At 68.0% G+C, this 14688-nt stretch carries 12 protein-coding genes; 1 reads left to right on the forward strand and 11 read right to left on the reverse strand.

Annotated features, from left to right (window positions below):
• Position 1: 1 nt before the first annotated feature.
• From C477_RS03285 to C477_RS03305, 5 genes are read right to left on the reverse strand one after another with little or no spacing between them, the layout of a single operon-like run.
• On the reverse strand, positions 2-1525 hold the full coding sequence (locus C477_RS03285) for a lysine N(6)-hydroxylase/L-ornithine N(5)-oxygenase family protein (RefSeq protein ID WP_008893007.1): 1524 nt from the start codon (positions 1523-1525) through the stop codon (positions 2-4).
• Positions 1518-2213: a GNAT family N-acetyltransferase gene (locus C477_RS03290; RefSeq protein ID WP_008893008.1), complete on the reverse strand. Its 696-nt coding sequence runs from the start codon at positions 2211-2213 to the stop codon at positions 1518-1520. The genes C477_RS03285 and C477_RS03290 overlap by 8 nt, the downstream gene beginning before the upstream one ends.
• The gene (locus tag C477_RS03295) at positions 2210-4141 is read right to left on the reverse strand and encodes an IucA/IucC family protein (protein WP_008893009.1); all 1932 of its coding nucleotides are present in this window, start codon (positions 4139-4141) and stop codon (positions 2210-2212) included. Before C477_RS03295 ends, C477_RS03290 begins: the two co-directional genes overlap by 4 nt.
• Positions 4138-5721, reverse strand: a complete 1584-nt coding sequence (locus C477_RS03300; RefSeq protein WP_008893010.1) for a pyridoxal phosphate-dependent decarboxylase family protein — start codon at positions 5719-5721, stop codon at positions 4138-4140. Before C477_RS03300 ends, C477_RS03295 begins: the two co-directional genes overlap by 4 nt.
• Entirely contained in the window at positions 5718-7091 is a 1374-nt protein-coding gene (locus tag C477_RS03305; protein ID WP_008893011.1) for a diaminobutyrate--2-oxoglutarate transaminase, read from the reverse strand. The genes C477_RS03300 and C477_RS03305 overlap by 4 nt, the downstream gene beginning before the upstream one ends.
• Before the next feature lie 390 nt (positions 7092-7481).
• On the opposite strand from C477_RS03305, the gene C477_RS03310 reads away from it, so the two are divergent.
• Complete coding sequence (locus C477_RS03310) at positions 7482-7871, forward strand: HalOD1 output domain-containing protein (RefSeq protein WP_008893012.1); 390 nt, start codon at positions 7482-7484, stop codon at positions 7869-7871.
• 36 nt (positions 7872-7907) lie between these two features.
• On the opposite strand, the gene radA is transcribed toward C477_RS03310, so the two are convergent.
• The 6 genes from radA to htpX all read right to left on the reverse strand — a co-directional run bounded on the left by radA (position 7908) and on the right by htpX (position 14685).
• Positions 7908-8939, reverse strand: coding sequence for a DNA repair and recombination protein RadA (gene radA / locus C477_RS03315; RefSeq protein WP_008893013.1), 1032 nt, complete (start codon positions 8937-8939; stop codon positions 7908-7910).
• A gap of 155 nt (positions 8940-9094) precedes the next feature.
• Positions 9095-10288, reverse strand: coding sequence for an outer membrane protein assembly factor BamB family protein (locus C477_RS03320; RefSeq protein WP_008893014.1), 1194 nt, complete (start codon positions 10286-10288; stop codon positions 9095-9097).
• Positions 10289-10378: 90 nt separating this feature from the next.
• On the reverse strand, positions 10379-12028 hold the full coding sequence (locus tag C477_RS03325) for a receiver/sensor box histidine kinase (RefSeq protein WP_008893015.1): 1650 nt from the start codon (positions 12026-12028) through the stop codon (positions 10379-10381).
• A gap of 382 nt (positions 12029-12410) precedes the next feature.
• Positions 12411-13064, reverse strand: coding sequence for a PspA-associated protein PspAB (gene pspAB, locus C477_RS03330; protein WP_008893016.1), 654 nt, complete (start codon positions 13062-13064; stop codon positions 12411-12413).
• 44 nt (positions 13065-13108) lie between these two features.
• The gene (locus C477_RS03335) at positions 13109-13666 is read right to left on the reverse strand and encodes a metal-dependent hydrolase (protein WP_008893017.1); all 558 of its coding nucleotides are present in this window, start codon (positions 13664-13666) and stop codon (positions 13109-13111) included.
• A gap of 137 nt (positions 13667-13803) precedes the next feature.
• Positions 13804-14685, reverse strand: a complete 882-nt coding sequence (gene htpX, locus C477_RS03340; protein ID WP_008893018.1) for a zinc metalloprotease HtpX — start codon at positions 14683-14685, stop codon at positions 13804-13806.
• Positions 14686-14688: the final 3 nt, after the last annotated feature.

Genomic DNA, 14688 nt, shown 5'->3' on the forward strand with positions numbered 1-14688 from the left:
ATTACTCCGTATCGGGTGCAAGCGATCGCGGCGCGTCGGTGCGAACCGGCGCGTGGTCGGCGAACTGGTCGACGTCGAAGTCCTGGAAGACGGTGTCCCGATCGATCGGGTACACCTCGCGGCCGGCGAGTCGCTCGATGATGACCGCGTTCCGGTAACAGCCCAGCCCGAGGTCCGGCGTGCCGACGCCGTGGGTGTGCATCTCGGCGTTCTGGACGAACACGCGGCCGCCGTCGTCGTCCGCCCCGCCGAGGTCTCCCTCGAGGCGGTAGTCCTCGCTCACGCGGAACCGGCCCCGGTCGTCGAACGCGATCCGGTCGGCGATCGGCTCGAGGAAGGTCGGCGTCGGCCGCTGGTAGCCCGTCCCGAAGATCACGGCGTCGGTCTCGAGGGCGAACCGATGGCCCTGCTGGTGCTGTTCGCACTCGAGCCAGTAGCTGCCCTCGAGGCGCTCGATATCGCGGACCGCGGTCGTCGCGAGCATGCCGAAGTCGGGGTCGCGGTCGCCGATCGAGCGCTCGTAGAGTGTGTCGTAGATCCGCTCGCTGGTCTCGGGATCGATCCCCTTGTACAGCAGGTCCTGGTCGGGCAGCAACTCGTCCTTGCGCGACTGGGGCAGGTCGTAGAAGTACTCCGTGTACTCGGGCGTGAAGTGCTGGAGGCCGAGCTTCGAGTACTCCATCGGGAAGAAGCCGTCCGAGCGGGTGAGCCAGTCGAGTCGGAATCCGTTGGCGGACTGTCGCTCGAGCAGGTCCAGCACGACCTCGGCGGCGCTCTGTCCCGATCCGACGACGGTGATCGAGTCGGCCTCGAGGACGTCCGCGCGACGCTCGAGGTAGTCGGCGGTGTGGAACAGGGGAGCGTCCCCGTCGGCGTGGTCGCGGGCGAACTCCGGCAGCGCGGGCCGGGAGCCGACGCCCATGACGAGGTCGTCAGCCCGGTAGCGGTAGCGTTGGCCCGTCTCGGGGGCGACGGCCTCGACGACGAACGTCCCGCCGTCGGCCGTTCCGTCATCGTCCGTTCCGTCGGCGCCGCCACGCTCGTCGCCCGCGTCCGCAGCCTCGTACTCGACGCTCGTCACCTCCCGGCCGAACCGCGTCGTCGGCACCGTCTCGGCGACCCATCGCAGGTAGTCGTCGTACTCGCGACGGGGGATCTGGAACGTCTCGTAGAAGTAGAACTCGTAGATTCGGTCCCGCTCGCGGACGTAGTTGAGGAAGCTGTACGGGTTCGTCGGATCGGCCATCGTCACCAGATCCGCGAGGAACGGCACCTCGAGCGTGGCCCCCTCGATCAGCATCCCCTCGTGCCAGGCGAACCCGGGCTCGCGCTCGAGGAAGACCGCCTCGAGGTCGGGGTCGGGCTCCGCGCCGTCCAGCAGCGCCGCGAGTCCGAGGTTGAACGGCCCGAGACCGACGCCCAGGACGTCGTAGTGACCGCGGTCGATGACGGGTTCGGAGGCGTCGTCGTCGGCGATCGCGTCGTCACCGTCGACGACGGTGATGGCGCGGTCCTCCTCAGTCATCGTCGCTCACCTCGGCCGGTCGTGCGTCCGCGTCGTCTGCGTCGTCCGCTTCGTCCCCGTCCGCGGTCGCGGTCGGCGGCCAAATCTCGCGTTCGAACTGCTCGCGCGTACAGACGACGAGGGTCGCCGTCTTCTCCTCCTCCGGGAACTCGAACTGACGCCGGAGCTCGCAGCCGCACCGTTCGAGGACCGCCAGTACCGCGTCGTTGCGCGCGTCGGGTTCGGCGACGATCCGATCGGTCTCGGGGTGGCTGAACTCGAGGGCCATCATCGCCCGGAGCAGCGGCGTCGCGTACCCCTCGCCGAGGTACTCCGGCGGTCCGATCAGGACGTGCATCCCCTGATCGGCCGGCTCGGCGTCGTAGTACGCCGCCAGATCGTCCTCGGCGGCCCAGTAGCGCTCCCAGTAGCTCATCGGGACGTGATCGAGACAGCCGACGTACAGCGTCTGATGGTCGTCCGCGAGCTTCTCCCGGAGCGTCTCGCGGAACTCGGGCAGCGGCTCGTCGAGGTCCCAGTAGGGTTTGACGTGGTCGGAACCCAGCCACGCGTGCAGGCGGCCGAGGTCGCGCTCGAGGTCGACCGGTCGGAAGCCGATGTGGCGGTCGATCGTCTCGTCGTAATACTCGAACTCGTACTCCGAGACGACCGTCGCGTGCGGGCCGCGAGTGGTCTCTCGCGCCGTCATCGGCCCACCTCCGGTTCCGGCGCGTCCGGTGACTCGGCCGCGTCAGCGGAGTCGTCTCCCGGCAGGTCGACGAGCGGATTCTGCACGTCAGCGTAGACCGACTGCTCGTCGAGCGAGGACGCCTCGAGTTCGTCCAACCCGCGGAAGCGAGTCAGCAGGTTCGCCTTGCGCGGCACCGTGTCGGACTCGAGCAGCGGATCCAGGATCGACGTTCCGGGCCGGTCGAACTCACGGAGCGACTCGAGTTCCTCGCGAAGGACGGCGAGCAGCCGCCGCTCGTCGACCAGCCCAGCGGTCCCGAAGGCGTTGACCACGCCGAGGGCGTTGTTGAGCACGACGTAGTAGCGGATCCGCTCGTCGGCGACCGCGTCGGGACAGACGGTGCCGGCGCGCTCGCCGACGCCGGGACAGACGGCCTCGACCCGGTCGTACGCGTTCTCGGGGAAGTAATAGCCCTGATTGTCCCGGTAGCGGAACTCGTCGGGGTAGCCCGCCTCGTCCAGCGTGAGGACGCTGTTTTGCTGGTGGGCCTCGAGTCCGATCCCCCGCTCGAGGTAGAGCCACAGCAGCGGTCGCACCGAGATCTCGAGGTAGCGACGGAACCACTCCTCGCTGACCGCGGCGGCGTCGCGACCCTCGCGCTCGGCGATCGATTCGACGATACGGCCGAGCCGGGAGGTTTCGTCCCCGATCCCGTCCTGACAGAGCGCGACGACGGGCGTCGCCCGCCGGGCGTCCTCGCCCCGGAAGGGGTTCGCCCGGAGGACGACCTCGAAGCCGGATTCGTCGCCCTCGACGTCCAGCGCGTCGGGATCGATCGTCAGGTACGCCGGGTCCCGAATCACGTCGAAGCCGGGGAACCGATCGCGCAGGTCGTCGCCGAGTTCGGTCGCCAGCAGGTCCGAGATCGCGACCCCGCGCTCGAGTTCCGGCCGCTTGTTCGTCCGCAGCGAGTTGGTGATCTCGACGGCGAGCGAGCCCTTGACCATGAACGGCGAGTCGGGCGCGTACAGCGTCCGCACGGAGGTCGTCGGGTAGAACTCCCGTCCCAGTTCCCCCAGCGACTCGAGTTTGCCCGCGGAGACCAGCTCCTGCACCTCGGGGCGCTCGAACAGTCGCTCGGCCTGCCACGGGTGGACCGGCAGGAGCACGTCGTCGTCCGCGAGGCGCTCGAGGACCGCCTCGTCGGCGTTCGGGTCCTCGCGCAGGGTCTCGCGGACCCACACCGCGGCGGAGTCGTCGCGGGCGGACTCGCTCTCGACGATCGAGGGATCGGCCCGAACGTAGTGCAGCGGGAACGAGCCCTCGAGTTCGGGAGCGTAGCGCTCGGCGTCGCGCTCCATCCCCCGACGGCTCTTCGGCGTCGGGTGACGGAGGTGCCCGAAGACCAGCGACTGCTCGGCCTCGCGGAAGGTGAAGTCCGTTCCGTACAGTGTTTCCGCGTTGTCCGCGCGGGCGTCGACGTACCGCTCGACGTTCCGACAGGAGCGGACGACCCGCTCGATGAGGTCGTCGCGGTTCGGGTCGGCACCGCGCGCGAGCTCGAGCTCCTTCGTCGCGAGCGTCGCCAGCGTGGTATAGTCCAGTTCGATCGGATCGCCGCCGGCCTCGAGGTCGGTCGAGTCGCCCGAACTCCCGCCGGTTCCGGCGCGGTAGGCGGCGGGCAGATCGAACAGGTGGCGGCCCGTCGGGGACCGATAGTCGACGGGAACGAAACACTCGATTCCCTGGTTCGCCAGCGGGATCCGCAGCACCTGCCCGCTGTCCGGGTCGCGGTCGATCGGCGCGTCCGAAGCCGGGACGAACTCGCCGACGCCGGTCTCGTGGCGGTAGCAGTTCAGGAAGCTGTGCAGCGTGGCCTCGCGCGCGACTCGCGTCGCGTCGACGCCGTGCTCGTCGGTCTCGGGTGTCGTCTGTCGTGGGGTCATGCGGAATCGATCACCTCTCGGTCGGTTTCGAGCGCCTCGCCGCGGTCGACGACCGCCTCGAGGACGCCTCGAAGGTCGGAGAGCGTCGTTTTCGGGTTCAGGAGCGTGAGCTTCAGCGCGGCGGTGCCGTCGACCTCGGTGCGAGCGAGGATGACCTCGCCGTCGGCCAACAGCTCGTCGCGAATAGCCCGGTTCACGCGGTCGACGGCGGCGGTAGTGGAAGAACCGGGACCGGATTCGTCACCCGGCCGGTAGCGGAAGACCACCGCGCTCAGTTCGGGGTCGCAGCACAGTTCCAGCGCCGGGTCGGCCCGGATCTCGTCGGCGACCGCGTCGGCCAGCTCGCAGACGTACTCGACGCAGTCGGCCACGCCCGTCCGGCCGAGGGCGTTGAACGTCACGAACGGCTTCAGCGCGTCGAACCGGCGGGTCGTCCGGGTCGACTTCGAGACGAGGTTCGGCACCCCGGCCGCGTCGTCGCGCTCGGGGTTGAGGTAGGCTGCGTTGCGCTCGAGGTGCCGATAGCGGTCGCCGTCGCGGAGCAGGAAGGCCCCGCAGCTGATCGGCTGGTAGAACAGTTTGTGGAAGTCGACGGCGATGGAGTCGGCGCGGTCGATCCCCTCGAGCTTCGGCCGGAGCCGATCGCTGACGGCGCACGCCCCGCCGTAGGCGGCGTCGACGTGGAGCCACAGGTCGCGGTCGGCGGCTCGGTCCGCCAGCGCCGCGAGCGGGTCGATGCTGCCGAAGTTGGTCGTCCCGGCCGTGGCGACGATCGCGAACGGGTGGCGACCGTCGGCCTCGAGGCGCTCGAGGGTCGAATCCAGCGCCTCGAGGTCGATCCGTCGATCGCCGTCGGTCTGGACCTCGACGACCGCGTTCTCGCCGAGCCCGAGGTGGTGGGCGGCCTGTTCGGCTGTGAAGTGGGCGGCGTCCGAGCAGAGGAGGCGGAGGTCGGACGCCGCTTCGGGTCCGAGTCCCTCCGTCTGGACGTCGCGGTCGAACCGCCGCTCGCAGTACCAGTCGCGAGCGAGCAGGAGGCCGAGGAAGTTCGACTCCGTGCCGCCGCCCGTGAAGACGCCGTCCGCGCCGGTCGGATAGTCGAACAGGTCACAGCAGGCGTCGACGACCCGTTCTTCCAGCACGGACGCTGCTGGCGCCTGGTCGAACGAGTCCATCGACTGGTTGGTTCCCGACAGCAACAGCTCCGCGGCCAGCGCCGGGACTGTCGGCGGGCAGTGGAGGTGGGCAACGCAGCCGGGATCGTGGACGCGAACGGAGTCCGCGAGCACGTCATCGGCGACCGTCTCGAGGGCGTCCTCGATCGACGACCCGTCGTCGGGGACGACCTGCAGGTCGGCCAGTCGGTCGCGAAGCGTCCCGTGGTCGGTCCCCGCGTAGGGGCCCTCGGCCGTCGCGAACGACTCGAGGAGGACGTCTCGCGCCCGGTCGATTGCGTCCGCGTAGGCGGCGTTGCCGTCCGGGCTGCCGAGGAACGCGGTCGCGGCCGTCGGCGGTGGCGTCGGATCGTCCCCGTCGGCGAGAGATCGGTCCCGGTCGACCGCACTGCGCTGCCCCGTCACGTCGGCACCTCCGTCGGCGTCCGATCGTCGGCGACGACCGCGCGAACGCTCTCGCGGACGATCTCGCCGACCTCGTCGACCTCCGATTTCGAAATCGTCAGCGGCGGTAGGAACCGGACGACGCTCCCGTGGCGACCGCCGGTCTCGACGATCAGTCCGCGGTCGAACGCTTCCGACTGGACCGCCGACGCGAGGTCGCCGTCGGCGGGGTAGTGTCCGAGCGAGTCGGGCTCCCCGTCGGGGTCGACGAGTTCCATCCCGAGCATGAGCCCGCGCCCGCGGACGTCGCCGACGACGTCGAAGGTCGCGGCCGTCTCCTCGAGGTGGTCCCGCAGCCGATCGCCCATCTCGGCGGCGCGGTCGTCGAGGTCGTTCTCGAGGACGTGCTCGATGGTGGCGACGCCGGCAGCCATCCCGAGCTGGTTGCCCCGGAACGTCCCCGCGTGGGCGCCGGGCTCCCAGACGTCGAGCGACTCGTCGTAGACGACGACCGAGAGCGGGAGCCCGCCGCCGACGGCCTTCGAGAGAGTCATCACGTCGGGGACGACGTCCGCGTGCTCGACCGCGTACAGCTCGCCCGTGCGTCCGAGTCCGGTCTGGATCTCGTCGACGATCAGCGGAATGTCCCGTTCGCGGGTGATCCGACGCATCTCCTGAAGCCACTCCGCCGGCGCCGGCACCGCGCCGCCCTCGCCCTGGACCGGCTCGACGATCATCCCCGCGGGATCGACGATCCCGCTGTCGGGGTTCGAGAGCGTCCGTTCGACGTACTCGGCGCTCGTCCGCCAACACTCGTCGCCGCCCAGCCCGAACGGGCAGCGGTAGGCGTGGGGGTAGGGCAGGTGGTGGACGTCAGGCATCAGCCCCGGAATCGGCTCCTTCGCCGCCGTGTCGCCCATCAGACTGAGCGCGCCGTTGGTCATCCCGTGGTAGCCGCCCTGAAAGGCCAGCATCGACCGGTTCCCCGTCGCCGTCTTGGCGAGTTTCAGCGCGGCCTCGACGGCGTCCGTCCCGGCCGGGCTGCAGAACTGGACCTTCGCGTTCGCGGCGAACTCGTCGGGGAGGCTCTCGAGCAGTCGATCGACGAACCGCTCTTTCACCGGCGTCGTCAGATCGAGCGTGTGGACCGCCCGGTCGCGCTCGAGCAGGCGCTCCATTCGATCGACGACCGCGGGGTGGTTGTGTCCGAGCGCGAGCGTCCCGGCGCCCGCGAGGCAGTCGACGTACTCGTTTCCGTCGACGTCCTCGATGACGGCGCCCTCGGCGCGGTCGATGGCCAGCGGCAGCGACCGCGGATAGGTCCGCGCGTTCGACTCGCGGCTGGCCTGTTGGGCGAGGAGGTCGTCCGCGTCGGACTCGTCACCGATCACGGCTGCACACCTCGCGTCGCCGATCGGTCATCGAGACGATCCGGTTGATATTTCAGGTCCGGCATACGACCTTTAGGCCAACCTAAACCGATAAAAGTGCACCGATTTTTAGGCCAACCTAAAATATATGCCGGATGCGCTGACGCTCCCGATATCCGACGTTAGGAGGCCTGAACGGAACTCGGTGGAACACCGGGCGCCGAATATGTTCACCATCCTACGAGAATAGTGAGACGGATGGCATAGGATCGAGTTGACAGCAGAATGAGAGATTCGGTCGGTCGGCTGAGGATGTCACTCGGGAGACGGTCGCAGAATAGTTGGAGTTCGAATTTCGCAACCGATTATAGCCGCAGACAGCTTATAATAGCAGGGAGCGCACCAATTTCGATGATTATCCACTCGCTGTCGGCGGACTCGCCACCGTCCGATTCGATACCCGAAGCCGTCGTCGACGCGGTGAGCGACATCGAACGCTGCGATCCGCTGACGCTGCCGCCGCTGTGGGACGAGATCGACCCCGAAGCGCTGAACGGATCGTTCGCGCCGACCAGACGTGGTCATCCTCGCGCCGGTCGCGTCGCGTTCGACTACGCAGGGTACGAGGTCCGCGTCGCGGTCGACGTTCTCGGGAGCGAAGTCGTTCGAGAGGCGCAAAGCGCCTCTCGTGATGACGAGACGCCGGAGGCGTCTCGAACCACTCCAGCGAGCCAATCAGAAGCGGCTGCGTCTGATGACGGCGACGAGACGATCAGCGTCTCGCTCGAGTCACTCGCGTAACCGACCGAAAATAAAATCGAACCGCGAAACGGCGCGTTATTCCGGCTTCAGACCTTCGTCCTGGACGCGCATGACGGCCTCGCCGTCGGCGAGGTTCGGCGCGTCGACCAGGCGGACGATCCGCTTGTCGCCCTTGGACTTGCGGAGATAGATGCGGAACGTGGACTTGTGGCCGAGGATGTTGCCACCGATCGGCTGGGTCGGGTCGCCGAAGAACGAGTCGGGGTTCGAGGCGACCTGATTGGTGACGATGACGGCGGTGTTGTAGAGGTTGCCGACCTTGTCTAAGTCGTGGAGGTGCTTGTTGAGCTTCTGCTGTCGGTCCGCGAGTTCGCCGCGGCCGACGTACTCGGCGCGGAAGTGGGCGGTCAGCGAGTCGACACAGAGCAGGCGGACGGGGTACTCCGAGTCCTCGTGCTCGCCCGCGAGTTCCTTGGCCTTCTCGGCCAGCAGCATCTGGTGGTTGGAGTTGAACGCCTTCGCGACGTGGATCTTGTCGAGGACGTCCTCGACGAGTTCGTCGACGGCGGCCTCGTCGTCGGCCGAGCCTTCGATCTCGCGGTCCTCGAGCGTCGCGTTGATGGCCTCGTCGGGCAGGCCGCGGACCATGTCGTCGATTCGCTCGGGGCGGAACGTGTCCTCGCTGTCCACGAAGATCGCACAGCCGTGGAGGCCGCCGACCTCCTTGGGAAGCTGGACGTTGACCGCCATCTGGTGGGTGACCTGGGACTTACCGGCGCCGAACTCGCCGTAGACTTCGGTGATCGACTGCGTTTCGATGCCGCCGCCGAGGAGGTCGTCGACCTCGTCGATGTGCCAGCTCAGTTTGCCGATCTCGTTTCGTCGCTCGAGGACGGTCGAGCCGGTCTCGAAGCCGCCGATGTCGGCCGCGTCGCGGGCGGCGCGGACGATGTCGGACGCGGTGGACTCGCCGACGTCCGCCGTGTTCGACAGTTCCGAGGGCGAGGCGACGGCGAGACTCTGGAAGGAATCGAAGCCAGCGTCGTGGAGCTTGTCTGCGGTTGCCGGTCCGACGCCGGGGAGCGTCTCGAGGTCTGCTTCAGGCATATCCACTCCTTGTGCCGGACCCCTCATAAACCCTCGTTAACAGGGAAGTGAAAGTGAAACTGTGGGCGGGCACGGGGGTCGCTCGCGGACCCATCAGCAGGTTTATCAGAAATACCGAGACCGAACCGCGGACGAAACGAGCGGTTCTCGATCACTCAGGGCGTCGACCGATCGGACTCCCACTCGAGGCGGTGAAGCCGACCGTCGTCGGTTCCGACGAACAGCGCGTCGGTGGCGAGCGCGGGCGTTCCCGCGATCCCGCGTTCGAGGTCGACGAACCAGTCCAGATCGCAGTCCTCGGCGTCGCCGGCGACGTCGACGCCGTAGAGCGAGCCGGTGGCGTCGCCGATACAGAGCACGTCGTCGGCGACGACGGGACTCGAGCGAACCGGGCCGTCGAGGGCGACGCCCTTCTTCGAGAACAGCCACCCCCGCAGTTTGCGCCGACCGAAGGTGGTGTCGGTGACGTGGAGGTAGCCGTCGGCGGCGCCGACGAACGTCGCGTCGGCCGCAGGAAGGACGGTCGGGGACGACGTAAACGCGTCCTCGATCTCGTAGGTGAACCACGACTGGCCGGTGTCGGCGTGGAACGCGACCAGCGTCCCGTCCTCGTCGGCGACGTACACCCGTCCGTCGGCGACCGTCGGCCCGTCGACGACAGCGCCGCTGGTCGGCGCGTTCCACAGTGTCTCGCCGGTGTCCGCTTCGAGCGCGATCACCGTCCCGGCGGCGGTGCCGACGTAGACCCGATCCTGGTCGACCACCCCCTCGTCCATCTCGGCGTCGTCGAGCGACAGCAGGTCGATCTCCGTTTCGTCGGGGTCCGCTCCCCACCCCCGTCGCTCCCGGTCCGCGGCGCGGTCGACCGCCGGCGCGCCGGCGACCGCGGTCTCGGTCTCGTGGGTCCAGACGGGGGTGCCCGTCTCGGCCTCGAGCGCCGAGAGGCCGGCCGCGTGGCCGGCGTAGAGCAGGCCGTCGGACAGCGCGAGCGGCGACTCGAGCGTGCCCGCGAGTTCGGTTTCCCAGCGCTGCTCGCCGGTCCCGGGGTCGAGTGCGCGAACGGTCCCGTCGCCGACGGCGAGGTAGAGGCCGTCGCGCCCGACGACCGGCGCCGTCTTCACTTCGCCCGTCGTCTCGACCGTCCAGCGACGGCGGCCGGTCTCGCGCTCGAGGGCGTAGCAGTCGCCCCGCTGCGTGCCGACGAAGACAGTGTCCTGGTCGAGAACCGGCGACCCCGGCGGGCCGGCGAGGTCGGCCGTCCAGGCTTCCGTGACGCGGTCCGGTCCCGCTGTGTCGCGGCGGACGCCCGAACGATGCGGGTCGCCCTTGAACTGGTTCCAGTCGCTCACTGGATGGTGCTACCGAGCGGACGGATATTAATCGATGCGACCGCGGCGAATCGATGCCGCCGCTCGAACTCACCGGATCGAACCCGCCCGTCAGGAGGAGGGGGACTCCAACTCGGTCGACTCGAGACCGGTGAACTCGAAGCGGACGCCACCCGCGGGGCTCTCGCCGACCGAGACGTCCCAGCCGTGGGCCTCGGCGATGCTTCGGACGATATTGAGTCCGAACCCGGTACCCGAATCGCTCGTCGTGTACCCCATTTCGAACACCGACCGACGACTGTCGGCCGGGATTCCGGGGCCGTCGTCTTCGACGACGAATCCCTCGTCCGTCCGGCGGACGGTCACGGTCACCGCCGGGTCGGCGTCCTCCGTGCGTTCCGCGTCCTCGTCGGCCGCAAGCCGGCCGTTCGTCGTGCCGTGCTCCAGGGAATTTCGAAACAGGTTCTCGAGGAGCTGCTGCAGACGGTCCCGGTCACAGGAGATGACGCCGAGGTCCCCGTCGATCCGGAGCGCCGCCGCGGACGTCCCGACCGTCGACCACGCCGCTTCGACGACGGGACGAAACGGGACGCGCGTGCAGTCGTCGACCAGCTTGCCCTGTCGCGCGAGCGTCAACAGATCGCCGATGAGGGCGTCCATTCGGGCTAACGCGTCCACGGCCTGATGGAGGAAGTCGTCGTCGTGCTCCTCGAGCGCGAGCTCGAGGTTGCCCGTCGCGACGTTCAGCGGGTTTCGGAGGTCGTGGGAGACGACGCCGGCGAACGCGTCCAGCCGCTCGTTCTGCCGAGCCAGTTCGCGCTCGCGTTCCGCGAGGCGCTCGCGCGTGTCGATCGAGGCAATGGCGTGACCGATCGTCTCCCCGAGCTCCGCGAGCACCTCCCGCTCGTGGTCGTCGAACACGTTCTGTCGATCCGCGTAGATGCTGAAGAACCCGTAGACGGTGTCGCCGTGATCGATCGGGATGACCGCGAGCGACTCGACGCCGTGCGTTTCCAACAGGTCCCACCACGGTTCCATCGTCGGGTCCTCGAACACGTTCGGCACGCACTGGAGTTCGCGGGTCTTGATCGCGCGCCCGCCGGCGCCGGTGCCGGTCGGCGTGTCGTCGACGGTGATGTCGATCGACTCGAAGTACTCGTCGTCGAACCCGGACCACGCTGCGGGGCGAACGCGGGCGTCGCTCTCGTCGTACCGGCCGATCCAGACGGCCTCGTAGGGATCGGACTCGCTCAATCGGTTGCAGACGGCCTGCTCGAGTTCCGCTCGCTCCGTCTTGTCCACCAGCTCTCGCGTCGCGATGCGAAGCGTGTCGTTGATCCGATTTAACTGTTCGATCGACTGCTGGCGCTCCAGCCCCCGGACGTCGTAGATACCGACCAGCAAGCCGACGAGCGCGCCGAAGGTCGCGACGTTTACCATCGCCGCGAGCGGGTTCAAAAGCGAGACGCCTCCGACGACGGTCGCGGCGAACAGCCACGCGCCAAGCGCCGAGAGCGCTAGCACGCCCGCGCAGGTCCACGCCAGTATCCGCCCGGCGAACCGCGCGGAGAACAGCCGCCCTCGAGCGAGCAGGACGCCGACGGCGACCAGTCCCAGCGACAGCAGGAGGGGGGTCACCGCGACGAGCGCCCGCGCCGACGTCGCCTGCAGACCGACGGCGTTGGTCAGGTGGAACACCGAGAGAACGAGCCCTGTAGCGATGAGGAGCCGGCCTGCGAGCGGATTGGAAACGTCTCTCATTAACACCGGTCGTTCGGTAATACGGAGCCGCAACTATAGGTACTCCGGCCGAGCAGGTCGGCCGTCTACCCGTCGTTCCGAACGGACGACTGGTCGGTGATCGGACGCCGAGAAACGGACGCGAGCGGTCGGGTGGACGCGACGCTGCTCGAGTCCGTGACTACCGGAAACGGGTGGGAAGCGGCAGGAAAAGGGGGGCAACTGGTGTATGGCGCAGTTGGTGATGATGTGGCTTGAAGTGATTCCTGCCGTATCTCTGACTATGGCGTGGTCGGGCATAGCGGTGATGCCAACACGATTTGGTATCGGCCCGGACGGCCGTTCGGCAGGGACAGCGCGCTCGAGTCGAAGGCGTGAGAACGACGGCTGACCCTCGACCGGCTCACTCCCAGGGGTGGGTCCCGCCTTCGCTCGGCCAGAGCGGATACCAGTAGTCCTTGTCGCGTTCGATCTCGAGTTCCCCGTCCAGTGTCGATTCGAGTTTGAACTCCGCGCTCGAGTCCCGCTCCCGACCCGAGCGGGGGGCGAACGGGTAGAACCGGCCGCGGCGGAACGAGTAGATCCAGTAGGCGGGCTCCGTCACTTCGGCGGCTTCGCCGCCTCCGTCTCGATGCCGCAAAGCGACATCGCCCTTCTCGTACGCGAACACCGCCGCGAGCAGCCGCGAGCCGTAGTCGCGTTCGATGAACGTGTCCGCGGCGAAGTGCATGCTCGTGATGAGGTCCTCCGGGTCGTCGTCTCGGAGGACGACCCAGTGGTAGCCGTGGTCGTCGCTGGTGACCGAGAACTCGGTGCCGGTCTCCTCGCGGCCGGCCTCGAGGATGGCCTCGACCTCGTCGACGGCGTCCCGAAAGCTCGCCGAATCGACGCCGGAGAAACAGAGCGCGCCGACGTCGGCCGACTCGTAGCCCAGATCGGCCTCCATCGTGAGGTAGGCGGTGCTCATCCCGAACAGGTCCTCGGGGTCGGCGTCGCGTCTGGCGTCGGTCTCGGCGCGCAAGCCGAGCACGGAGCGGAGTCCGTCGAGTAGTCCCATACGTTACCGTTCGAAGGCGACCGGATAGAAAGCATCGTTCGCGATCAGCCGACGCTCCACCGCGTCTCGTAGGGGTATCGCTCGGCCCGGTAGAGGACGGCGTGGACGACGATCGCGGTGACGATCAACCCGAGGTTGACCGGCGTCGAGTCGTAGGCGACGATATTGACGACGACGTCGCCGCGGTACAGCGGCCAGAGGGGTGCGATCCCCGCGTCCGGTTCGGCCGAGAGCAAATCCACTGCGATGTGGCTGAGCCCGCCGGCCCAGAACGCCGCCGTCGTGAACACGAACGTCGTCCCCGGGGAGATCGAGTCGCTATGGATCAGGCGGTTGGCGTTCAGGACGGGCGTCAACGCGTACGCGGCGCCGACGCCGAAGACGACCCCCACGATCAGCATGAACGGCATCGTGTGGGTAATTCCGTGGTGCTGGAGCAACGGGTGCACGAAGTGCTCTCGGAGGAAGAGATCGACGTCGGGGAGCAGCGCCGTCGCCTGCGTCAGGACGGCGAAGGTGACCGCGGGACGGCGACCCCACAGGAGCCACGCGGGGACCGCGAAGAGGAGGGCCATCGCGACGTGACCGATCGGTTCGACCATGCCGGTACGGTCCGTCGATTCACGCTTAAGTAATCGCCGCCATGCGAATACCCGGGAGGGATGAGTACCACCTGAAAGGAACACGTTCGGGAGAAGCGGTCGGCGCGTCGCTCGGAATGAACGTCCGGGGCTCTCGATTACGCGGCGAGTTCGCGCTCGAGCGAGCGGAGCTGTTCGACGCGCTTCTCGGTCGGCGGGTGGGTGCTGAAGAGGCGGCCGACGACGCCGGACTTGATCGGGATGATGAAGAAGGCGTTCATCTCGGCCTCCTCGCGCATGTCCTCCTTCGGCACCTTGTCCATCTCGCCGGAGATCTTCAGCAGCGCCGAGGCGAGCGCGGAGGGGTTGCCGGTGATGGCGGCCGCGCCGCGGTCGGCGGCGTACTCGCGGTACCGCGAGAGCGCCCGGATGAGCAGGTAGCTGATAATCCAGACGACCAGCGAGACGAGGATGGCGACGACGATGCCGCCGCCCCCGCCCTGCCGACCGCGGTTGTGACCGCCGCCGAAGAACGCGCCCCAGCGGACGATCATGAACGCGATGGTCGAGAGGAACGAGGCGATGGTCATCACCATCATATCCCGGTTCTTGACGTGGGCGAGTTCGTGGGCGAGCACGCCGTCGAGTTCGTCCTGATCGAGCGTGCGCATGATCCCCGTCGTCACGCAGACGGCCGCGTTTTTCTGGTTGCGACCGGTCGCGAAGGCGTTTGGCACCTTGGAGTCGACGACCGCGACCTTCGGCTTCGGGAGGTCGGCCTGCTGTGAGAGCCGCTCGATCGAGGCGTGCAGTTCGGGATACTCGTCGGCCGAAACCGTCTTCGCGCCCATGCTCTTCAGCGTGAGCGTGTCGCTGAAGTAGTACTGGGCCAGCGACATCCCGCCGAACAGGACGATGAAGACGACGAAACTACCCATGTACGCGGCGATTACGCCCGCGAAGACGATGTACAGCGCGAACAGCAGAAACATCGTCAGGAACATTCGGAAGCGTAATCCCCAGTCCGCCTGCCAGTTCATAGC

Source organism: Haloterrigena salina JCM 13891, from assembly GCF_000337495.1.
Taxonomy (GTDB): Archaea; Halobacteriota; Halobacteria; order Halobacteriales; family Natrialbaceae; genus Haloterrigena; species Haloterrigena salina.